Below are 21,535 nucleotides of genomic sequence, written 5' to 3' on the forward strand. Positions count from 1 at the left end.
ACTAATTTTGTGAAATTCATTTTAAAAATAGCAAAGGTAAGCTGCTATAACTTACAATTATGTGGAGAGATATCTTAAACTTTGAGATTTGGGGCAATACCATCGTTAACCTAGCCTGGTTCGCAGGTATTTTACTGCTTGGTTTCTTCTTTAAGACACTTTTATCAAGGCTGCTGTCGAATGTAATGTTCAGACTGGTAAAACGGTTTTCCCAAGAGGAGGATAACCATTCTTTTAAGCGGCTGCTTATACAACCACTGGAAATTCTACTGCTGCTGGTATTTCTGTTCTTTGCCTTTAAATTCTTAAACTACCCACTAGACCCTACGGAGAGCAGGAAGAATGACCCTTTCATAAAGATCTTTATGATTCGTACCTATCACATTTTTGTGATAGTCTCGGTAACATGGGTTATTCTCCGCTTTATTGATTTCTTAGGCCTAATATTTAAGAACCGGGCATTAAAGACAGCATCGAAACTGGATGATCAGCTGGTCCCATTTTTTATGGATTTCGTTAAGGTGTTGATATCCATCTTTGCGTTTCTTGTAGTATTAGGCTCTGTTTTTAACGTAAACGTGGCAGGTTTATTAGCAGGCCTGGGAGTGGGTGGCTTAGCCATTGCCTTTGCTGCCAAAGAGAGCTTAGAAAACCTGCTGGCTTCTTTCACCATCTTTCTTGACCATCCTTTTGTTGTAGGTGACTTAGTAGAAGTAGGTGGCATTACCGGAACAATAGAAAAGATTGGTTTCAGAAGTACCCGTATCCGTACATTAGAAAAGAGCTTTGTAACCGTGCCTAATAAGCACATGATAGATAAGCCTCTTGATAACCTTACGCTCCGTACTTTCCGCCGGGCAAGGTTTGATATCAACTTAACTTATAACACAACATCTGACCAGATTCGCGGTATAGTTCGTGATGTACAGGAGCTGATTGATAAGCACCCGCATACGAACCAGGACGGACGTGTTTCTTTTATAAATTTAGGGGCTCACTCAAAAGACGTGATGGTACAATATTTTGTAGACACCATGGACTGGAATGAGTATCTGTCAGTGAAGGAAGAAATCAACTACAAGATTGTAGAGATTGTAGAGGACATACATGGGGCTGAGTTTGCCTTTCCTACTTCAACGGTTTATCTGCAGCAGCCTGAACCACAAGCTTAACTAGGTCTGCTACTTTATAAACTAAATCAGGTACAATAAAAAAGCCGGAGAAGCTCCGGCTTTTTTTCACCCTTATATCTTTATTTCTACTTAACTATATCTTTAGGAACTACATCCTACTACCTTAGTTTCAATCAACTTAATCAAGAATCAAATCAACCACAAACCTTAGCCCTATCTCACTGACTTACTTTTTGTTATCAGTTTTGATTTCTTTAACGAACAGCCTCAGCTATAGTTATAGCAGGTAGGTAATTTATCAAGGTAAGGATATCTTTTTTTAGGTAAGCGCATCATATTTTAATGTAAACGTACATACAGGTTCTGCCATAAAGTTCAAGTTGCGTTCAACTGGCACAGGAAAAGTATTAAAGATTTCTTATCTTACACTTTCTATATAATTTCTCTGAACAAAGCTTTAGACGCTAGTCAAAGTCAAAGTACTCCCCCTCCTGCAGCTCTACATTTTTCTCTTTCTTCTGCTTTGGCTTTTTACCCTGCAGCAGATCACGGAGTTCACGCCCCTCCTCCCGCAGATCGGTTTTAATCTTTTGCCGCACACGTGCGTTGTCGTAGGCGATTTTAAAACTATTCTCTTTGCCTCTCAATGTCAGAAAAAGGTTACTGTTACCAGCATCCGGATCTTCGGCTACAACTCCATATCTTGAGTCTTTGTCAGGGCGGCGCTTGTAGAAAAGGGGCAGCTTAATTTTATAATCCATGTCCTGATCAAACGTATGCGTACCTGATACAGAAACAACAGGGGCTGCTGTTAAATTTGAGCGTATATCCATCTCAGGGATATATATGGTCCGTTGCTGAATCCAGAAGCTGTTATGCAATTCAGCAAAGTGCATATTAGCCAACTCAGAGCGTTTTACGAACGTCGACATTTTGTTCATTGGCTCAAAGCTAATAAGCTGACCATTTCGCACTGTAGCCTCTATTTCAGCCTGCAGCAAGTCTGTCTTAGGATTTAGCTGGCTATCGAAATAAATATCTGAAACAATATTAGCCGTGAGCCGGCCCCGAAGGTGACGATCCTGAATAAAGTCCTGGTTAAAATTTTCGAACACATAAAACAGGCTGTCTACGCTCATGTCGCTTAACTTGGCTGTAGTGCTTACTTTTATATGATCACGTACACGGGCATCAAGGTTACCCTTTACAGCAAAGTTGCCGCCAACAGCACTAAAAGAAACATTAGGAGACGACACGACCTGCTTGCGCAGCTTCACCTGCCCTTTAACATCTTTGCCTAAAAACCGTCTGAATTTTATCCGCTTAACTGTAGCACTAAGATCAAAAGCCACATAAGGGGAAACTGCAAACTTATAGGTTGATGCTGTACTACTTGCTTCACGTGACTCTTCTGGCGTATTCAGCTCCTCTTTTAACAACTGATCAAAATTGATGTAGTTGCTATCAAAATCGGCCTCTACCAACAGGCGCTGCTTGTCCAGCAGCAACCACGACAGCACATTCCGAAACATTCCGTTAATCAGGAAATCAGATTCTCCTGCCTTACCTTTAAAATTAGAAACAGCCACATCGTTTTTCTTGAACATGAAGTTGCCATTCAGGTTTGTCAGCGGCAGCGGAAGCTCCTTTAAGGTTAAGGAGACATTGTGCAGCGTAATATCTCCGGAAGTATTTATCGTGTTGTTACCCGGCCTGGCCTCAAACTCATTTAGATTACCAGAGAAAGCTATATGTACATCTGCCAGTCCCATGCCGCCAGGCACTTCCTCCAGCTTAGTCAGCCCCAGCACATAGCCTACATCCAGCATACCACGCACATCAAAAGATATGCGTGGGTTATTAAAGTTACTGTACTTCAGGTTGCCGGAAAAAGGACGCTCTTGTAGTACTCCTGTAAGACCTTTAAGCTCCAGTGTAGAGGTGCTGGCATTGTGGCCGCTGCCATTTGTAAAAGAACCTGTAAGATTAATCTTTTCTACCCGCTGCTTTACATCCGGATGATAAAAAGTAGCATCGCGACAGCCAAAGTTAAACACCATTTGAGGGTTCTCATTTTCTGATGCGTTTCCTTTTATTATTCCATTAAAATAGATATCGCCCTCGCTACGATACTGCTTGTACTGCTCTGTAATATGTTGCGGCAGCAACGATAACAGCGACTGTACATTAGTATTCTTGCCGCTGAGCGACAGATCCAGGTAAGTAGGCCCTGTATAACCTATCACACCTCCAACTTCATAAGCTGCTCCTTCTACCTGCACCAGCGATGGCTGAAATTGTATAGTCTGGGTCTCTCTGTTTATCGCCAGCGCTGTGCTTACATCTACAGCTTTGCCTTTAAAATATTCTCCTGTGCCTACATGGATTGTTTGCACAGTGGCTTTCCCATCAGCCTCTACCTCTATTATTTTAGAGGATACTCCCAAAGAAGCTGTAAACTGATGTGCATCGACCTCATACGTATGTTTCAGTTGCTGGTCTATATAAAGAACGCTTACCTGCTCCAGGCTTATTCTTTCCAAATCAAACGAGAAGCCTTCGCTTTCAGCCGTAGTACTGTCTGTGCTGATAATCTCATAATTTACCTTACCATCTGGCAGTACCTTTACGTACACTTGCCCATTCTCCAGAAAAAGTTGCTTTACATTATATTTCCCTGTAACTACATCCAGTAAGCTAAAGGTAAAATATAGCTTTTCTGCCCGGGCCAGCGACTCTTTACTTTCCGGTAAACCCTCCAGCACATTTACTTTGTCCAGCGTTACGGCCACATCAGGAAACTTATCAAAGAGCGAAAGCGAAATTTTCTCTACTTCCACCTTTGTGTTGATGTATTTATTAGCCTCCGTTACAAAAAGCCCAATTATTTTGTCTTGATAAGTATGCACCAATCCCGCTGCTATACCTAGCACAACCACCACTCCCAGCACTACATAAAATAGCACTTTTTTTACAGCTCCTTTTCTCACTAATAGAACATTCAGATTTTAAGCCTCTTATGTTAACGTAAAGGTACACTAGTTCTAACATGTGTCCAACAGACTATAAAAGCATAAATTTTTTTTAGCTTTTTATCGTAAAAGTCTTGCAGTTAAAAAAATATCTACCATATTTGCATCACCAAACAGGACAGCAGGTTCCTGAGAGGGAAAAAGGGGTGTTAGCTCAGCTGGTTCAGAGCACCTGCCTTACAAGCAGGGGGTCACTGGTTCGAATCCAGTACGCCCCACCAAAAGGATAGCTTAAAAGTTGTCCTTTTTTTATGTACATACTTTTCCGATCAATCAGTTTATTACTATCGTAAAAGTTTTGCAGTTAAAAAAATATCTACCATATTTGCATCACCAAACAGGACAGCAGGTTCCTGAGAGGGAAAAAGGGGTGTTAGCTCAGCTGGTTCAGAGCACCTGCCTTACAAGCAGGGGGTCACTGGTTCGAATCCAGTACGCCCCACCAAAAGGATAGCTTAAAAGTTGTCCTTTTTTTATGTACATACTTTTCTTGCTCCTCCTGCTAATAGCAATAAAAAACTTTCTTTACCAAGCCTTTACTTCTGTTTATCTCTTAAGCCATGAGCAGTATTGCCTCTTAATCAGCATAATATGACAAAGAAGCTATACTTTTTATAAGCAGAAACAGAAGATTTGATGATCGTGAAATCTTTATAAGAAAATTGAGGCAGCTCTCTCAACTGATAATGAGATTTGCAGAAACGAGCACGCACTTGGGAGGAAAGTGCAGGAATAAAAAGCCTTTTAGCTTACCTAGACTTATTTTACCTGATCAAGAAATTGTTCATGCAGCTTTATCACCTGCGGAATAAGCAGTTGCTGATCATCGTTATAAATGACATGATCGGCACGAGATATCTTTTCTTCTTCCTGCAGTTGTTTGTCTATTATTGCTTTGATGTCTGTTTCCGTACGATGCTTATCACGTAATAACAGCCGCTTCATACGCACCTCCAGAGGGGCGTAAACGGCTATCATTTGGTCCATCTGCTTCCAGGCACCAGACTCATACATCAGGGCTGCTTCTTTTAGCACATAAGGTTTATCGCTATGCATCGCTGCCCAAAGGGCAAAGTCAGTGGCTACATGAGGGTGAACTAAATTATTTAATATAGCTAAACGTTCAGGGTTATTAAACACAATACCTGCTACGTGAGACCTGTTCAGTTCGCCATCATCATTATAGGCTTCTTTTCCGAATGCAGCCTGCAACTCTAACCGCAGTGCCTCTTTGTTCTTCATGACCCACTTAGCACGTGCGTCAGAGTCATACACAGGTATGCCAAGCAGCTCAAACATACGGCAAACAACTGTTTTACCTACGCCTATTCCACCTGTTATTCCTATTTTCAGCATCAGTTATTGAGTTTCTATAGTGGCTTTTACACGTTCTGGCCAAAGCTTTGCATTCCGTACACCGGCTGGAGTCTGTACTAGCTCCGGTACCAAGGTAGAATCATGCCAATTATATTTGGCAAAGTCCAGTACGGCTCTAAAGTAGGTTCTGTTTAAAGTAGCGGCAGAGTCTTCTAAAAGCTGGTAACGCACCAGTACAAAAGGTGGCCTTAACGTTACATCACGCCCAGCAGGGAAATTTACCAGTTCAGGTACCAGTTGGCGCTCTTCCTGCAGCAGGTTCTTAATGTTCAACGTTACAACAGCCTCATCTACGTTAGCCTTTACCAAAGACCTGTTACTATAAGGAACAGGCACCTCTACTTTAGCAGATTCAGTAAGCCCCTGGTTAGGCAAGCGAAGCAGGATAGGATCAGGGATAGTATCTACCATAGTAGATGGTCCGGTAAAAGTAATGGAGTCAGGCGTAATGCCTACGGGTCCTGCCAAGGCAGAACGATCGCCTGTCAACTTCTGGTTGGGATCTAACTGCAGCCCCACCTTACGCGTTACTTTAGCATCAAAATCAAAAAATAGGGTATCTGTAGCCACAAAATTCAGCTCCAAGCCATCCAAGGCGTTAACTAGGGCTGGGCGCAAGGCAGAACCTAACAGGTAATTGTTTCTGGGGAGGTTCCGGATAAAGATATCAGCAGGCTGCACTTCGAACATTAGTGACTTCCGCAGCAGCTTCCATCCTTTACCAGTTACGTTAATAGATACTTCTTCAGGCAGGGGCCTGACAGGCATCAGTTTGTTCTCGTTATACAAAAACCGGATGGGGTAGGTAATTTGTGTAGAGTAGCTTTTATTTAAGGCATTAAGAAGCCAGAAAGTAGAGGCCGCCACAAAACAAAGCAATACTACTCTCCAGTATTGCTTTGTCTGTGGTCTGAATGGTCTTACAAACAGCCATAGTAAGATATTTTTAATCTTCTCAAACGGCAACGTTGTATTTGTTTATTGCACCTTTACGGTAGCCTCCATGGAGATAGCGCTTTTCTCAAGCGTCAGGCGAACGCCTTTGTCGACTTCTATCACCACTATGTCATTTTCTATTCCGATAAGCTTACCATGCAGGCCGCCTATGGTTACCACGTTCATGCCTTTGGTTAACTCATCACGAAACTTTTTCTGATCTTTGGCCTTCTTCTGTTGCGGGCGGATCATGAAAAAGTAGAAAACAAGGATGATGCCACCAAACATGAGTAGCTGAGGCAGCATACCTCCATCTGATGTAGCTTGTAGGAAAATTGTTTGCATGTGTATTATTCTCTTGCTTTAAAAGCTTGAATTAGTTTCTTCTAACAGGCCCCTCTGCACCTGCAGTTGGGATATTGCTAGTCTCCACATTACCTTTCATAGAAATTTTAACGATGTTTGGTTCTGTGTTAGCACGAACAGTTACTGTTGGGTATTGCTGCCCCATTTTACCGGCACTGTTAAATTTAACTTTAATGCTGCTCTTCTCACCAGGAGCAATTGGCTCTTTTGGAGGCTCAGGAGCAGTGCAACCACATGTGGCTGAAGCACTCTCAATAACCAAAGGAGACTTACCTGTGTTTGTGAAGGCAAATGTATGCTCTACTACCTCTCCCTGTTTGATAGTGCCAAAGTCATACTCTGTTTCTTCAAAAGCCATAACAGGAGCATCTGCAGAAGCAACAGCATTTGTTTCCTCAGAAGCTACATTAGGGTTTTCTATTACAGGCTGGGAAGTTTCTGTTGCTGCTGCAGTGCTTTCGTCGGCAGTTACAACATTATTATTGGCACCACTATTATCGCAGCTAGTTGTTAAAGCTGCTACAGCCAGACTTGCTATTAAAAAAAAGTTCTTTTTCATATCAAGAACAGTTATTAGTTACTTATTAAAGTTTTGCAATAATGTTCTGTGCAAATTCCATTGTGCTTGCACGCCCACCCAGGTCACCAGTACATTCTTCTTTGTTACCTAGTATTGTCTCTAGAGCTGCCTCAATGCGGTTAGCCTCATCTTTCAGATCGATGTGGTGTAGCATCATTATAGCAGAACGGAGAAGTGCGGTAGGGTTAGCAATACCTTTACCGGCTATATCAGGAGCAGAACCATGCACTGCTTCGAAAATTGCCATTTCTTTACCAATATTGGCTCCTGCCACTACACCCAATCCACCAACAAGGCCGGCGCAAAGGTCAGACAGGATATCGCCAAACAAGTTAGTTGTTACCACAACATCAAACTGCTCAGGTTTAGCCACTAACTGCATACACATATTGTCGATAATTTTATCGTCGTACTGGATGTGCGGAAACTCTTTGGCAATTTCGCTGGCAATGCTTAGGAACATAGCACCAACAGACTTTAGAATATTGGCTTTATGTACAGCAGTAACTTTTTTACGGCCATGCTTATCAGCATACTCAAAGGCAGCACGAATAATTTTTTCGCAACCTGTACGCGTTACACGAGAAATAGAGTCAACAATTTGCAGACGCTCATCAACAACTTCCAGTCCTGAATACAAGCCTTCGGTGTTTTCGCGGAACAATACCAGGTCTACATTTTCGAAGCGCGTGTTTACGCCTTTTGTTGTTTTGGCTGGTCTAACGTTTGAGTACAGGTCAAACATCTGGCGCAACTGCACATTTATGCTCTTAAAGCCTTTGCCTACAGGTGTAGTAATAGGACCTTTAAGTGCTACTCTGTTTTTCTTAAGAGACGTAATCAGTGATGCTGGTATCAACTCACCAATCGAATCAAAAGTAGTTTGTCCAGCGTTTTCTTCTTCCCAGGTTACAGGCACATTGGCTGCACTAAAAATTGATTTTACAGCTTCTGTAATTTCGGGGCCAATGCCATCTCCAGGAATAAGTGTAATTTGTGTCATGGTTAGATTTATAGTAGTTCTTTGCGGCTATTTATTTCGTTGATGAGTGAATCTACATCCCCTAATAACTTCTCGGCTTTATCTTTTGCATCCTGAATAACCCGTTGCCCCTCTGATTTAGCACTTGATGGCAAATTATCACGGTTAGCGATTTGTTCCAGCAGGTCTGAAAGTGCATCACGATACTTCTCCAAGCGATAGCTTAGCCAATAACGTGTCTCTCTTCCTTTTTCAGGAGCAAATAAAATGCCAGCAGCTGCACCAACAGCTGAGCCTGACATAAAGGCTAATAAGGCGACTGTCTTCTTACCCATAGTGTATATGTTCTAATGTGTCAGGTTCAATTTATAATTTCTTTTACGGCGAAATAGCGGCTTATAGTTAAGCTAATAAAGCTTACTTATTATCAATCAAGCCCCGGCCAGACTTACGAATCTCGCCTTTACTTGTCAAATCCTGTGCCATTTTGTCCAGCACGCCGTTAATAAACTGTTTACTTTTAGGTGTACTATACAGCTTAGATATTTCGATATACTCGTTAATAGTTACTTTTACAGGAATGCTTCGGAAGATGTACATCTCGCAAAGTGCCATCTTAAGTATGATTTTATCTAACACAGCCACACGCTCTACGTCCCAGTTCTTCACACTGGTGGCAATCATAGTCTCATACTTTTCTTCGTCCTGCACTGTCTGGTGATAAAGCTCCTCAAAAAAGGCTTTGTCATCGTCCCAGTTTGCAGAAAGATCAAGCAACACCTGATCTTCCTCTGTATCTTCTCCAAATATCTTGACCGTCTTGTTTACCAAGCTCTTAACAATCCCTTTGTTCTCTACCCAGTTCAAATCCTGCTCTTCAAACAAAGATTGTAAGTTTTTTTCTTTAAAGATAATGTTTTTAAAAATATGTTTAACCACCTCGAGATCCTCTTCCAGGCTTGGTGCAGGTACGGCTAAGTAGTTCAAAAAGACCTCATCCTGCTTTAAAACCAATTTGTAAACTTGCCTGATATCGCTAATATCGGAGCCCCAGCTTATATTTCTGCGAATGATGCTTTGCTGATAGGATTTATTATCCAGCAGGCGGAGCACTACCCTGTTATTCAGGAAACGTTTCACATCGGGGCCTTTTGCTTCGGTAAAACGGGTGGCTTTTTTTTCTTCCTCTTCCTTTATCAAATTCACCAGTACCTCCAGAATCTGAAGTGTGGCAATGTAGTGATCGTAGATGCGCTCCACAGCGCTCAGCATTTGGTTACCGTAATACTTGTAGTCTTTCTTGGTGAGGTTCTGATAGTAAACAATCGCTCTGTTTACCGCACTGACAATTGCTGTGTCAGTCTCCTCTGTATCGAACTGGCGGGTTTCATACCACTCTTTGAAAAGTAGTGTGGCAATTTGCTTTTGGCCTTCCAGCAGCTTTTTGTCCTGCACTTCCATTGAATTAAGGTCTGGTGCAAATTCCTCCCCTATCTGGTCTAGCGCCAGCAGATAATCGGAACCTTCGGCCTGCATATAGGCATAAATAGCTTGCATTGCCTTAATTCGTAGTGTTCTGCGGTTGAGCATAATCTTATTGTAAAGAGCGTGTTTATATTTCTTAAAAACAATAGCGCCATCTGGCGCTCAAATGTATAGCCTCCGGCAAAGTCTTAGACTATGCTGTACTTTTAATTAATACCTCTTCTCTGAATGCAAAGCGGCCGGTTTATAGTTCCAAGTAATTAAGCTAACAGTGCAAAACAAAAGTGGCACAGCTTGGTACAGCACTTTTGCGTTTTATATTCTGTCTGTTACCCCCTAGTAAGTGGAGCGAACCTTGCTGATATTGTTAATACGCTTCTCTGCCATTTTTATGGCGGCAAGCTGCGTATGGATTCCCTCGCGTTCTGCCAGATCCAATATATCTAAGGTATACTTATAAATTCTTTCTGTCTGTGCATAAGCACTTTCACGGTTGTAGCCATCCAGCTCCGAACACACGTTTATCAAACCTCCGGCATTAATCAGAAAGTCAGGGGCATACACAATACCGCGTGCTTCCAAAGCAGCCCCGTGCACCGTTTCATCGCGCAACTGGTTATTAGCGCTACCAGCTATCACCTTGCATTTCAGTCGATCAATGGTTTTATCGTTGATCGTGCCTCCGAGACCACATGGGGCATAAATATCTACCTCTAAACCATATATCTCGTTCATGCCCACTACCCTGGCGCCATATTTAGAAGACACCTCGCGTAAACGATCCTCATAGATATCTGTGATAAAGAGCTGTACATTCTCTTTTGCAAGTAACTCTATCAAATAAGCACCAACATTACCAACACCCTGCACGGCAATTTTCTTGCCCTGTAACGAATCAGACCCGAAAGCTTTTTTAGCGGCGGCTTTCATGCCCATATAAGTACCATAAGCTGCCACAGGAGATGGATCTCCGCCGCCGCCCATAGCCTCAGGCAAACCTGTCACGTGCTGTGTCTCCATACGGATGTACTCCATGTCCTTGGCCGTCATCCCTATGTCTTCTGCTGTAATAAAGGCCCCGTTCAGGTTTTTTACAAAGCGCCCAAACTTGCGGAGCAGAGCTTCCGTTTTGGCTTCTTTGGCATCGCCTATTATTACCGCGCTGCCTCCTCCCATGTTCAAACCAGAGATAGCGGCTTTATATGTCATCCATCTTGAAAGGCGCAGAACGTCATCCAGGGCCTCAGCTTCAGAGGCATAGGCCCACATACGCGTACCACCTATAGCAGGGCCAAGCACTGTATTATGGATGCCAATGATAGCCTTTAAGCCAGTATCATGATCATGACAGAAGACAACCTTCTCATGATTGTGCTCTGCCAACTGACTAAAAACAGACTTGTCTTTACTCAATTCTACGTCTTTAACTTCGACCATTTATGAATTGATTAAGGGTTGTTCTATATTTGTGTGGCAGGGGGGAACAATCGTTCCCTCATTTTCGAGTGCAAAATTAATTCTTTTTTTCATTAATTCAATTTGTACTTCAAACCCTGCATCATGCGTAAAAGCTTCTAAGCTTTAAATCTTTAACGTGAAATCACTAAAATACTTAAACAAATATCTTATAAAATATAAATACAGGCTCTTATTGGGGCTTGTGTTTACTATCATATCTAACTTTTTCCAGATACTGCCAGCTCAGGTGGTACGCTATTCCTTTAACCTTATTAAGGAAGGCATTAGCCTTTATAACCTTTACGAGGGGCTAAACCAACAGGCATTAGTGTATGATGTATTTGCCCAGAGCATACTGGTATATGGCGTCGTAATTCTGGTGATGGCTCTGCTGCGGGGAGCGTTTCTTTTTCTGGTACGCCAGACAATTATTGTCATGAGCCGCCTGGTAGAGTATGATCTTAAGAATGAGATTTACGAACACTACCAGAGCCTGCCACTGAGCTTCTACCGCAAAAACAACACCGGAGACCTGATGGCCCGCATTTCGGAGGATGTAAGCCGTGTACGTATGTACCTTGGCCCGGCTATCATGTATGGTATTAACCTGCTTGTGCTGTTTCTGATGGTAATTCCGTATATGCTGTCGGTTAACGTGAAGCTGACTATTTATACATTACTCCCATTGCCTGTACTGGCTATAAGCATTTACTACGTTAACAATATTATACAGCGCAAGTCTGACGAAATACAGCGAAGCCTTTCGGGCATCACTACTTTTGTGCAAGAGGCTTTCTCTGGCATTCGTGTTATAAAGTCATTTGTGCGGGAAGAAGACTCTCATAATAACTTCACAACCGCCAGCAATACTTATAAAGACAAGTCGCTGGAGTTAAACTTTGTTAACTCGCTCTTCTTTCCTTTAGTATTGTTCCTGGTAGGCTTGAGCACCATTATCACCATCTATATAGGAGGTCAGGAGGTAATTAATGGCAGTATTACGACTGGTAACATTGCGGAATTCATCATTTATGTAAACATACTGACCTGGCCAGTTACTTCGCTGGGCTGGACGGCAAGCCTGGTGCAGCGTGCTGCTGCATCACAGGCACGTATCAATGAGTTTCTTAATACCAAGACAGATATTATCTCACGCCAGGATATAAAAAAACCACTTAAAGGCGATATTGTTTTTGAGGATGTTGATTTCATTTACCCTGACACTCACATTCATGGTTTAAAGAAAATATCTTTCCAGATAAACCACGGCGAGACACTGGCAGTAATCGGAAATACGGGCTCGGGTAAGAGCACTATTGCGAACCTGCTGCCACGCATGTACGACGTAACAAGCGGGCGTATTCTGATTGATGGTATAGACGTACGGGATTATAATATAGAAAACCTGCGTAGTCAGATTGGTTATGTGCCGCAAGATGTGTTCCTGTTCTCAGACTCTATCCGCAACAATATTGGCTTCGGCTTACCTAGCATAACTGAAGAGCAAATGATACAGGCCACTAAAGATGCTGATGTTTATGAGAATATCATCCATTTTCCGGAGCAGTTTGAGACGAAGCTGGGTGAGCGTGGTATTACCTTATCTGGTGGGCAGAAGCAAAGGGTATCTATTGCACGGGCATTGGTACGGGAACCAAGCATTCTTATACTTGACGACTCGCTCTCAGCAGTTGACACTAAAACCGAAAATGCTATTCTGAACAGCCTACGCCGCATTATGGCCAACCGCACCTCTATTATTATCTCACACCGGGTGTCGTCGGTAAAGCTGGCAGACAGAATTTTAGTGATGGAAGACGGAGAAATTGTGCAGCACGGCTCACACGACGAACTCATTGCCGTAGATGGCCTTTATAAAACGCTGTATGAGCGCCAACTGCAGCCAGAAGACTCTGAATGACTTTCGACACCAGACTTCTCCTCTTAGCTACCTTTTTCAATAGTAGTTACATTTCAATTATATTAAGAGGAATTATTTCGGTCAGATTCTGTTATAAGTACGTATGCATGTTTGAAAGAACTAAACCCTTCTATCTATGGCTATTGACTTACAGCAAATCGGCAAAAGATTCAGGTTCTATACTAATCTGAAAGAGCTGGAAATGGAGCAACTGGTATCCATTACTGGCAGTGACGAAACCACCCTTTCTAACATTATATGTGGAAAGAATTTCCTGCTAGACGAGTTAGTAGCCATTGTCAGAAATTTTAACGACCTTAATCCACAGTGGCTTATTTATGGCGAGGGCAGCATGTTTAAGCCAATGGATGAAGATGGCAACTGTCCTGATGGCCATAAAGGCTGCCTGCAGAAAGACAAGGCTGCTTACCTGCAGCAAATGAAAGACATGCTTATTGAGCTGGACGCTGCCGAAGTAGCAAAAGGCCATCATGCCGATGTAAACGCACTAAAGGCAAAGCTGGATCAGCTGAAAGAAGCTTCGGAATAGTTTCGCTGTTCTTATGTTGCTTACCTGTAGGTTTGGTATCCTGAATGAACTTGTTCCCCAATGCCTAAACTTACAGTACTGTAAAGTAGCTTTAGCTAACGCTTCTTACTGCTAATACCATCCAGTATTAGGTTTATAGTAAAAAGCACATCTTCTTCTATTTTCTTAAAGTTGATAGTTGGAAGCTGGTTGTAAAAGGCATGCTCAAACTCATCGAACTGAATCAGGTCTTTTACAACCATTATAGAATTTCCTACGCGTTCTTCCTCACAGGGAATAAATATATTATTTATAATACCTTCCTTTATCACAGAAGCATAAAAGTTTGCCTCTTTTGCCCGGGATTCTTTAAATAGCTTTTGGAACAGACTTCTTGTTTCTATGAGTACCTTGATGGAAATGGTATGCTGTGTAACAATCTCCTGGTAGTACCGCAGCGATGATGTAATGTACAACAATAAACGCTTATATGGGTCAGCCTCTTGCTCTGCAATATGCTTTATCCGGCAAAGGCTGTCTATCCATTCTTGAGAGAAGGCTTCCATAAACAGCACTTCTTTACTACTGTAGTAATAGTAAAGAGAAGGCTTTTTCAGGTCACAGGCCAAGGCAATGTCATCCAGAGTGGCTTTACTGTAGCCCATCTTACCAAAAACTGATTTGGCAGCTTCCAAAATCAGCTCTTTTCGTGCATCTCCTTTTTTGCCCAATGTACCGTGTGTGTAGTTTTAGAGAATAAAATAGTTTACACCAAATAACTTTTATCTGAACAATGGCAATAACATACACTTACAGGCTGTAATATTACTGTTTTACCGGCACCTCTACCACACCTTTATTCTCCTCCGGAAACCACTCCACATAAAACTTCTCCAGTTCTATTTTATGCTGCTCAGCATACTCAAACAGAGCCCCATACAATTTACCGGGTGCTACCATATAGCTTGCATTCACTTCAGCCCGCAATACTTTTCTTCCACCCTCAATAGTGCGAAGCTCATACCCTTCTGGCAGTGTTACATTCTTATCAGGCACTACAATACCAATAAAAGCTATTAAGCTGTCGCCTTCATTCTCAGGGTTATTATAGTAGACGCTACCAAGTACCCCTATCAGCATACTATCTTCCAGAATATTGCCTGCTTTACTAAACGCCTCCCCCAATGCCTCGTCTTTTATAGAACCCTTAAATGGCTGGCCAGCAATGTACATTGTTTTAGAAGTAGAAGTTATTACATCCGGAGCAGTAAACCCTCCTATATACACATAAAAAATTAACAACAGAGCGGCGGCTGCCGCCATTACATAGAAGAACTTCTTCATAAATTAATCATGTTTTTGTACTGCATCTGGTAAAGTTGAGCATAATAGCCATTATGGCGCAGCAGTTGCTCATGGTTACCCATTTCTTTTATCTCACCCTTATTCAGCACAATTATTTTATCAGCTTTTTGTATGGTAGAAAGTCGGTGAGCAATTACAATAGATGTACGCCCATGCATCAGTTGGTCAATAGCGTACTGGATCAGCTCTTCTGTCTCGGAGTCTACACTAGAGGTGGCTTCATCCAGAATAATAATCTCGGGGTTATATACCATCGCTCTCACAAAAGAAATAAGCTGGCGCTGTCCTACAGAGAGTGTAGCTCCTCGCTCCATTACCTGGTAATGTAAGCCTCCTGGTAAGCGTTCTATAAATTTACGTGCCCCCACCAGGTCTGCTGCCTGCCACATCTGTTCCTCAGTAATATTCTTATTCCCAAGGCTAATGTTGTCGGCTATTGTACCAGAAAACAGGAACACATCCTGCAATACTACGCCAATATGGTGCCGCAACACGCTCAGGTCAAACTCTTTCAGGTCGTGACCATCAATAACTATTTTCCCTTTATTAATTTCATAAAACCGGTTAAGGAGGTTGATAACAGATGTTTTACCGGCACCTGTAGCTCCTACAAAAGCCACAGTTTCACCAGCTTTCACCTCAAAAGAAAGGTCCCGGAGTACCCACTCTTCATTATTATAAGCAAACCATACCTTTTGAAAGCTTATGTCTCCTTTTATATGAGCAGGTGCATGTGTACCCTTATCTGCAATCATCTCTCTGCTGTCAAGCAGGCGCATAAGACGCTCTGTACTTACCACACCCAGCTGTAAGGTGTTAAAGCGGTCTGCAATCATGCGTATCGGGCGGAAGAACATCTGAATGTACAGGATAAAGGCCATCAGTGTACCTAAAGACATGTCGTTGTCTATTACCCCGTAGGCACCATACCATACCAATATGCCTAACCCTGCAGCCGCTATGATTTCCGCTACGGGATAATAAATAGAATAGTACAGCACAGACCGGATATTAGCACGCGTATGCTCTTTGTTGATCGCTTCAAACTTCTCCATTTCGCGCTTCTCGTTATTAAATATCTGCACGATACTCATACCCGTAATGTGCTCCTGCACGAAAGAGTTTAGCCTGGCCACCGCCGTACGCACTTCCTGAAAAGAGTCTTTTACTTTCTCTTTAAAAATATAGGTACTGATAACCATGAGCGGGAAGGTAGAAAGGCTCACCAATGTCAGTTCCCAGTCAATGTAGAACATAAAGCCTACAATGAACACCAGTTGCAGAATGTCTCCTATCATAGCTGCCATACCCTCGCTAAACACATCGGACAACGTTTCCACGTCCGACACGTTTCGGGTAACCAGTGTACCAATTGGCGTGTGGTCAAAGAATTTCAGGCGGAGGTCCAGAATATGGCGGTATAGTTTAATGCGGATATCGCGCACCACGTGCTGCCCCAGCCATCCGGCAAAATAGGTGTGCAGGTACTGTACAATGGCATTCAGAACCAATAGCACAGTTAATATCACGAACATTCTATTAAGGCCGTTCCAATCGTTCTGCAGAATCTCGTTATCCACAGTGTACTGAATCAGGAACGGACGCACTGCAGCCAGTACAGCCGAAGCGAAAGTAAGAAAGACTATCAAATAAAATATCTTGACGTGCGGCTTCACAAACGAGTACAGCCTCCGCAATACCTCTGCATCAAATACTTTACCTGCGTCGTTAAGTTTATTTTCCAAGTTTAGTTAAGTCAAATCAGTTCTTTAGAAATAGCACTGTGCCGCTACTGTGGCAGCCTATTTTGTTACGTGCAACTGTTTCTAAGTGATTGTAAAGTTAATAGTTTTAGGCGGGTTTATTTAGCTGATGTGTCACTCGGTACTTTTAACTTGCCCTCCGGGTATGCCACCTTAGCCAGGTATAGCCCTTCAGCCGGTGCTGCGCCACTTGCTTTGCTCCGGTCTTTACTGGCTATTGTCTGCTCAAATGCTTCTACAGTTAACTTTCCCTTGCCTACGTCCAGTAAGGTACCTACCACCAGCCGTACCATGCCTCGCAGAAAACGATTTGCCCTTATTGTAAATTTAAGCTCGTCTCCCTCTTGCTGCCATACAGCTTCGTACATGTTACAGTTGTAATGTTTGGTGTCGCCTTTTACTTTGCTGAACGTGGTAAAGTCCTCATACTTCAGCAATATAGCAGCGGCTTCATTCATCTTTTCCAGGTCTGGTTGGCTGCTAAGGTAATGCGCATAGTAGCGCTTGAACGGATTTTTGGCGAGTGTAATGTAATAATGATACGTACGCTCAAAAGCATCGAATCTGGCATGGGCATCGTCAGGCACTAAATACAATTTTTTAGCCACGATATCGTTGGGGAGCAGACGGTTAAAGCGGTACACCATTTGTTCCTCGTCCAGCTTTTCAGCCACATCGAAATGCACAAACTGCTGACTGGCGTGTACGCCTGTATCGGTGCGGCCACTGCCTGTAGAGTTGACAGGCTGTCGCAGCACTTTACTCAGACAATCGTCCAGCACCTCCTGTACCGACAGTGCATTTGGCTGCACCTGCCAGCCATGAAAACGGGTACCATCGTAAGCTATGTCTAAAAAATACCGCATAAGACAAAGTTACATATTCTTCGTGAATCATTTTGGTCCTTTGGAAGAACACATCTTCGCCTTCGGCTGCCTCTAATTATTTAGCAAGTAACTCTTATTTTGCTTTTTAAGGGGTTTGTCTAATTTTGCAGTTCTTTAACCTGAAATTTATTTGCCTTATGATACAAAGAATTCAAACTGTATTTCTGTTTTTGCTGGCGATAGCTATGATCTGTATGCTGTTTCTGTCACTATGGTCTAAGACTGATGCCACAACAGGCGAAACGGTGGTGTTGACTGCCTGGAACCTTAAGTCGCACTTTCTTAATGAGCAGGGCGAGCCAACCGGAGCCGGGAATGTGCCCCAAACAGGCACTATAGCAATAGGCCTTTTAGCCATTGCTGCCGCTGTTGTAGCTGTTTATGAAATATTTCAATACAAAAGCCGCCTAAACCAGATGAAGTTAGGCATGCTGAACTCTTTACTGATTGGAGCCTGCTTTGTGGCTGAGTTTTATTATGCCAGAGTGGTTGGCGTAGACCTGGTACAAGGAACAGACAATGGTTCTTTTCATGCGGGTTTCTATATGCCTGTTTTAGCGCTTGTGTTAAATAGCTTAGCTAATCGCTACATAAAGCGCGATGAAGCCTTAGTAAGGTCTGTAGACAGACTAAGATAACAAAGAGACTTTTCTTACTAGCAAAGAGGCTCTGCTAAGTTGATAGCAGAGCCTCTTTGTATTACGCCACATACATTAATATAAACCATTCATTACCTTCTGTTCACATAATCTCCCAGTTCTCTTATACTGATATCGTTTTCAAAGGCATCATACACATAGTAGAAATGCTCTTTGTCGCATACATAATTGTAGGCAAATTTGGCGAGTTCTACTTTAGAGCTTTCATAAGAAAACTGCTCCAGCAAACGCTTCAGGTCCTCTGCCAGAATACTGCCACTACGTACTGCTTCACAGGCAATGGTTAACTTCGTGCTTTCAAATTCTCGTCCATCAACAGACTCTATTAGCTTGTCTATATCATACTTGTCCATCAGGTTGCGGCAAGCATCTTCTTCACTGTCCTGTACTGGTGGAGCCGGCTCATTACGGTTGTTGTGGTTATCAGGATAGCGAGGCACAATTGGTTGTGGCCTTGCCGTAACCGGAGGCGGCACTAAAGGTACTTCGTTTATCAGGCGCAGGTATACCCTGCCTCTGTTGGCTGTACGCACGGCATAATTTGCCTCTACTCCTATGGGCACTAACACATTAGCTGCCATACGATAGACACCCCGGCGGCTCATTACCTTAAACTCTACATAATGTTTTCCCGGTTTCAGGTTTGTTACCCGTACAAAGTTTGAGGCAGTATAGTTTACCATCTTGCCATTCAGCCTTATCTGGAATGGTTCACCTTTAGGGGTAGCAAAAGTTAGTACAGAGGCTTGTGCCCATACCGGCAACACCAGTAGCACAAGCAAGAGCGGAAATAAAAACTTTTTCATTGCAGCATAGGCTTTTGCTTATGCTGCTGCCGTACCAATTTCTGTGCCAGATTAAAAGCTAAACTGCCGCCTCCTATAGGCTATACTTCTGAAAACAAAGAGTTAATGTTATAGCGTATAGTTTATACCCAAACCAAACGACTTTATAAATCTCCTTATCTTGTTTCCACTCTGCTCCCAATCATAATAAAAAGAATTACTACCCGTTAAATTGTCTTTGTAAAAGTAATATGTGACATAGCCATTAAAGCGACTACTGATTTTATAGTTAAAGCCTAAACCAGCCGTTGCAAAGGCATTCATACCCGAACCTTTTCTCCAGCTACATTAGCCTGTGGCGGTTCATTTTCTGCTATAGTACGCCTAAAAGCAGGCATAACTGTAGCTGTTGCATAAACAGGAAAGCGTTGCAGGGCTTTTAAGAAAGTAAAATTTATGGTTACAGGAATAGCTACTGCTTGCGTTTTAGACCGAGAGTGGTTTTCTATAGGAATTCCTTCGGTACCCTGCGTTATAACTGTGGCTTCATCTCTATCTCCCCCATAGGCTACGCCTACCTGCAAACTTAATCTATCTGATATTCTATAACCTGTGTGCAGCCCTACTGGCACAAAATAGCCAGAGCGTACAGGTCCGAATTCTTTGTTATTTTCATAGTAAATGTGATAGGAGATAGTGCTTAACCCAACTCCTACAAGAGCTTTACTTGCCGTTGTAGTGCCTGAGGAAGGAAACCGCTGGACAGCAGCAGTAAAAGATTGATAGAAGCAACAAGGAAAACAGTATATAGAAGATACTATACTACTACGACTACTCTGGTTTAGCTTTTAATCTATAGTTGAGGCCAACGAATAATGAACCAGGATACGGGTATTCATCTCTTGGTCTTAAGTCCCTATTGAAATTGCGGCTTATTAAATGATAGTTAGCGTAGGCATCGAAACGTTTGCTTATAGAATACCCAAGACCAAAGCCAGCTGTCAGGTAAGTGTTTATGCCCGAAGTCTTAGCACTATAAGAAATAGTAGTCACTCCATCTCTAAGCTGAGACTTTTCCTGCTCTGTTTTGCTAAACATAGGAGTAAGCATTACTGTGCCATAAAACTGCACCCGTCTGAAAGGGTAAAGCAGAACGTAATCAAAGGTAACAGGTACACCCCACCCTTCGGTGCGAGTGATGTCGTTGTTATAAACAAACACATCATCAGACTCAACATAAATGTCTGAATGGTCTGCCTTTGCCGTGCCGTACCAGAGGCCAACTTGCAGCCTTGCCCTCTCAGATAATTTATAGCCAATATTGATTGAACCGTAAGGATTAATGTTGCCTCCATTTGGTGCATTCTTATATTCTAAGTTGTAGCCAATAGCTGTTGCAGTAACGCCTATGTAAAGCTTTCCAGCAGGTTATCAAGAAGTAATTGCTGCGCTGTAGCAAATAGAGGAGCCACTAAAGCAGCAATTAAAATAAAGACATATTTGTACATATAATGTATTCTATAAAATACCATGTTTGTGAAACGCATGAATCTGCTTTTCACAAACATGGTACAATGTGTAAATCAAGTATTAACTATCTCTTATAGCAGAAGTATGTATAATCACCTCCTGCTCCTTCATTTAGGTAGCTCTTACCTGTTCATCCCAAACCTATACTTTAAGCTTATACCAGGGCCAACCACATTAAGAACTCTGTATACTGGCGTATTTCCCTTGATATAATATAAGCTTTTAAAATCAAATGAAACAGCTAACGGTATTTTACCTAAACCGGCTTCTATACCAGCTATGTAACCTATTGCCCCTTTCGCTGTAACTTTATCATTCTCATCTAATAATCCATCTGCCTGTTTATCAAAAACAAGTATTCCTCCTCCTGCCCCGTAGTATAGGAAGAAATTCTTTGACCTGAACAGCCTGTTATGTCGTTCATACATCCCAGATAGTTGATAGGCATGGCTTTTTAATAAAGCTTTTGACATTCCGACTTCTAAAGCGCTTGTTCCACTAAGAAAATATTTCCCGGTTATACCAAAATCATATTCACCGACTATTACCGCTCTTCGTACTCCTAAAGCAAACTTATATGCTGGAGAAGTCGCGGCATCCACTTGTTTTTGTATTCTAAGGGAGTCAAACTGGGCTTGCGCCACAGCCTGACTGATTACCCCAAAGAAAAGCACCGCTAGTTTCTCTTATGGTAGTGGTTGTAAGTTATCTTCTATAATAGAAGTAGATATAATCTCCTCCTGCTCC

The 21,535-nt window shown here is 42.4% G+C and carries 22 protein-coding genes and 2 tRNA genes; 6 read left to right on the top strand and 18 right to left on the bottom strand.

The features are described 5' to 3' along the window. The first annotated feature begins 59 nt into the window (after positions 1 to 59). Entirely contained in the window at positions 60 to 1,172 is a 1,113-nt protein-coding gene (locus LN995_RS09285) for a mechanosensitive ion channel family protein (RefSeq protein WP_229960603.1), read from the top strand. A 425-nt stretch (positions 1,173 to 1,597) separates the two neighbouring features. Here the strand turns inward: LN995_RS09285 and LN995_RS09290 are convergent, their stop codons facing one another. Then, positions 1,598 to 4,099 carry an AsmA-like C-terminal region-containing protein gene (locus LN995_RS09290; RefSeq protein WP_229960607.1) on the bottom strand — a complete coding sequence of 834 codons (2,502 nt, stop codon included), beginning with the start codon at positions 4,097 to 4,099 and terminating at the stop codon, positions 1,598 to 1,600. 209 nt (positions 4,100 to 4,308) lie between these two features. On the opposite strand from LN995_RS09290, the gene LN995_RS09295 reads away from it, so the two are divergent. Together LN995_RS09295 and LN995_RS09300 are read left to right on the top strand one after the other, a co-directional pair. Further along, positions 4,309 to 4,386, top strand: a tRNA-Val gene (locus LN995_RS09295). A gap of 146 nt (positions 4,387 to 4,532) precedes the next feature. Continuing rightward, a tRNA-Val gene (locus tag LN995_RS09300) sits at positions 4,533 to 4,610 on the top strand. Between the two features lie 314 nt (positions 4,611 to 4,924). Here LN995_RS09300 and coaE read toward each other — a convergent pair. The 8 genes from coaE to LN995_RS09340 form a co-directional block, all read right to left on the bottom strand. Next, on the bottom strand, positions 4,925 to 5,521 hold the full coding sequence (gene coaE / locus LN995_RS09305; RefSeq protein WP_229960609.1) for a dephospho-CoA kinase: 597 nt from the start codon (positions 5,519 to 5,521) through the stop codon (positions 4,925 to 4,927). Between the two features lie 3 nt (positions 5,522 to 5,524). Then, complete coding sequence (locus LN995_RS09310) at positions 5,525 to 6,508, bottom strand: YbbR-like domain-containing protein (protein ID WP_229960610.1); 984 nt, start codon at positions 6,506 to 6,508, stop codon at positions 5,525 to 5,527. Between the two features lie 12 nt (positions 6,509 to 6,520). Next, positions 6,521 to 6,823 (bottom strand): preprotein translocase subunit YajC, encoded by a 303-nt coding sequence (yajC, locus tag LN995_RS09315; RefSeq protein ID WP_229960612.1) that lies wholly within the window; start codon positions 6,821 to 6,823, stop codon positions 6,521 to 6,523. Between the two features lie 31 nt (positions 6,824 to 6,854). Then, complete coding sequence (locus LN995_RS09320) at positions 6,855 to 7,403, bottom strand: DUF1573 domain-containing protein (protein ID WP_229960614.1); 549 nt, start codon at positions 7,401 to 7,403, stop codon at positions 6,855 to 6,857. A gap of 25 nt (positions 7,404 to 7,428) precedes the next feature. Further along, on the bottom strand, positions 7,429 to 8,427 hold the full coding sequence (locus tag LN995_RS09325) for an isocitrate/isopropylmalate dehydrogenase family protein (protein ID WP_229960616.1): 999 nt from the start codon (positions 8,425 to 8,427) through the stop codon (positions 7,429 to 7,431). Positions 8,428 to 8,435: 8 nt separating this feature from the next. Continuing rightward, complete coding sequence (locus tag LN995_RS09330) at positions 8,436 to 8,741, bottom strand: YtxH domain-containing protein (RefSeq protein ID WP_229960618.1); 306 nt, start codon at positions 8,739 to 8,741, stop codon at positions 8,436 to 8,438. Between the two features lie 82 nt (positions 8,742 to 8,823). Beyond that, positions 8,824 to 9,996 carry a transcription antitermination factor NusB gene (gene nusB / locus LN995_RS09335; RefSeq protein ID WP_229960619.1) on the bottom strand — a complete coding sequence of 391 codons (1,173 nt, stop codon included), beginning with the start codon at positions 9,994 to 9,996 and terminating at the stop codon, positions 8,824 to 8,826. Positions 9,997 to 10,227: 231 nt separating this feature from the next. Next, a complete protein-coding gene (locus LN995_RS09340) occupies positions 10,228 to 11,328 on the bottom strand; it encodes a Glu/Leu/Phe/Val family dehydrogenase (protein ID WP_229960621.1) in 1,101 nt (366 codons plus the stop codon). Positions 11,329 to 11,485: 157 nt separating this feature from the next. Between LN995_RS09340 and LN995_RS09345 the strand changes: the two genes are divergently transcribed. Together LN995_RS09345 and LN995_RS09350 are read left to right on the top strand one after the other, a co-directional pair. Beyond that, positions 11,486 to 13,270 carry an ABC transporter ATP-binding protein gene (locus LN995_RS09345; protein ID WP_229960623.1) on the top strand — a complete coding sequence of 595 codons (1,785 nt, stop codon included), beginning with the start codon at positions 11,486 to 11,488 and terminating at the stop codon, positions 13,268 to 13,270. Positions 13,271 to 13,406: 136 nt separating this feature from the next. After that, a complete protein-coding gene (locus tag LN995_RS09350; protein WP_229960626.1) occupies positions 13,407 to 13,820 on the top strand; it encodes a helix-turn-helix domain-containing protein in 414 nt (137 codons plus the stop codon). Between the two features lie 95 nt (positions 13,821 to 13,915). Here the strand turns inward: LN995_RS09350 and LN995_RS09355 are convergent, their stop codons facing one another. From LN995_RS09355 to truA, 4 genes are all read right to left on the bottom strand, one after another. After that, positions 13,916 to 14,530: a TetR/AcrR family transcriptional regulator gene (locus tag LN995_RS09355; protein WP_229960628.1), complete on the bottom strand. Its 615-nt coding sequence runs from the start codon at positions 14,528 to 14,530 to the stop codon at positions 13,916 to 13,918. Between the two features lie 94 nt (positions 14,531 to 14,624). Further along, positions 14,625 to 15,143 carry a GyrI-like domain-containing protein gene (locus LN995_RS09360; protein ID WP_229960630.1) on the bottom strand — a complete coding sequence of 173 codons (519 nt, stop codon included), beginning with the start codon at positions 15,141 to 15,143 and terminating at the stop codon, positions 14,625 to 14,627. Further along, positions 15,140 to 16,909, bottom strand: a complete 1,770-nt coding sequence (locus tag LN995_RS09365; protein ID WP_229960632.1) for an ABC transporter ATP-binding protein — start codon at positions 16,907 to 16,909, stop codon at positions 15,140 to 15,142. Before LN995_RS09365 ends, LN995_RS09360 begins: the two co-directional genes overlap by 4 nt. Before the next feature lie 116 nt (positions 16,910 to 17,025). Then, on the bottom strand, positions 17,026 to 17,793 hold the full coding sequence (gene truA / locus LN995_RS09370) for a tRNA pseudouridine(38-40) synthase TruA (protein ID WP_229960634.1): 768 nt from the start codon (positions 17,791 to 17,793) through the stop codon (positions 17,026 to 17,028). Between the two features lie 158 nt (positions 17,794 to 17,951). Between truA and LN995_RS09375 the strand changes: the two genes are divergently transcribed. Then, complete coding sequence (locus LN995_RS09375; protein ID WP_229960636.1) at positions 17,952 to 18,452, top strand: DUF4293 domain-containing protein; 501 nt, start codon at positions 17,952 to 17,954, stop codon at positions 18,450 to 18,452. 92 nt (positions 18,453 to 18,544) lie between these two features. On the opposite strand, the gene LN995_RS09380 is transcribed toward LN995_RS09375, so the two are convergent. The 5 genes from LN995_RS09380 to LN995_RS09400 all read right to left on the bottom strand — a co-directional run bounded on the left by LN995_RS09380 (position 18,545) and on the right by LN995_RS09400 (position 21,462). Continuing rightward, positions 18,545 to 19,279, bottom strand: coding sequence for a DUF4476 domain-containing protein (locus LN995_RS09380; protein ID WP_229960638.1), 735 nt, complete (start codon positions 19,277 to 19,279; stop codon positions 18,545 to 18,547). A 108-nt stretch (positions 19,280 to 19,387) separates the two neighbouring features. After that, positions 19,388 to 19,582, bottom strand: a complete 195-nt coding sequence (locus tag LN995_RS09385) for a hypothetical protein (protein ID WP_229960640.1) — start codon at positions 19,580 to 19,582, stop codon at positions 19,388 to 19,390. Beyond that, entirely contained in the window at positions 19,579 to 19,890 is a 312-nt protein-coding gene (locus LN995_RS09390; RefSeq protein WP_229960642.1) for a hypothetical protein, read from the bottom strand. Before LN995_RS09390 ends, LN995_RS09385 begins: the two co-directional genes overlap by 4 nt. Before the next feature lie 199 nt (positions 19,891 to 20,089). Next, complete coding sequence (locus LN995_RS09395; RefSeq protein ID WP_229960644.1) at positions 20,090 to 20,479, bottom strand: hypothetical protein; 390 nt, start codon at positions 20,477 to 20,479, stop codon at positions 20,090 to 20,092. 431 nt (positions 20,480 to 20,910) lie between these two features. Further along, on the bottom strand, positions 20,911 to 21,462 hold the full coding sequence (locus tag LN995_RS09400) for a hypothetical protein (protein WP_229960646.1): 552 nt from the start codon (positions 21,460 to 21,462) through the stop codon (positions 20,911 to 20,913). Positions 21,463 to 21,535 lie beyond the last annotated feature (73 nt).

The organism is Pontibacter silvestris (assembly GCF_020907275.1).
Taxonomy (GTDB): domain Bacteria; phylum Bacteroidota; class Bacteroidia; order Cytophagales; family Hymenobacteraceae; genus Pontibacter; species Pontibacter silvestris.

Coding starts and splice junctions, on each gene's coding strand:
- yajC (WP_229960612.1), bottom strand. CDS start 6,823: ATGCAAACAATTTTCCTACAAGCTACATCAGATGGAGGTATGCTGCCT.
- coaE (WP_229960609.1), bottom strand. CDS start 5,521: ATGCTGAAAATAGGAATAACAGGTGGAATAGGCGTAGGTAAAACAGTT.
- LN995_RS09340 (WP_229960621.1), bottom strand. CDS start 11,328: ATGGTCGAAGTTAAAGACGTAGAATTGAGTAAAGACAAGTCTGTTTTT.
- truA (WP_229960634.1), bottom strand. CDS start 17,793: ATGCGGTATTTTTTAGACATAGCTTACGATGGTACCCGTTTTCATGGC.
- nusB (WP_229960619.1), bottom strand. CDS start 9,996: ATGCTCAACCGCAGAACACTACGAATTAAGGCAATGCAAGCTATTTAT.
- LN995_RS09350 (WP_229960626.1), top strand. CDS start 13,407: ATGGCTATTGACTTACAGCAAATCGGCAAAAGATTCAGGTTCTATACT.
- LN995_RS09325 (WP_229960616.1), bottom strand. CDS start 8,427: ATGACACAAATTACACTTATTCCTGGAGATGGCATTGGCCCCGAAATT.
- LN995_RS09320 (WP_229960614.1), bottom strand. CDS start 7,403: ATGAAAAAGAACTTTTTTTTAATAGCAAGTCTGGCTGTAGCAGCTTTA.
- LN995_RS09385 (WP_229960640.1), bottom strand. CDS start 19,582: ATGAATGCCTTTGCAACGGCTGGTTTAGGCTTTAACTATAAAATCAGT.
- LN995_RS09285 (WP_229960603.1), top strand. CDS start 60: ATGTGGAGAGATATCTTAAACTTTGAGATTTGGGGCAATACCATCGTT.
- LN995_RS09330 (WP_229960618.1), bottom strand. CDS start 8,741: ATGGGTAAGAAGACAGTCGCCTTATTAGCCTTTATGTCAGGCTCAGCT.
- LN995_RS09375 (WP_229960636.1), top strand. CDS start 17,952: ATGATACAAAGAATTCAAACTGTATTTCTGTTTTTGCTGGCGATAGCT.
- LN995_RS09360 (WP_229960630.1), bottom strand. CDS start 15,143: ATGAAGAAGTTCTTCTATGTAATGGCGGCAGCCGCCGCTCTGTTGTTA.
- LN995_RS09380 (WP_229960638.1), bottom strand. CDS start 19,279: ATGAAAAAGTTTTTATTTCCGCTCTTGCTTGTGCTACTGGTGTTGCCG.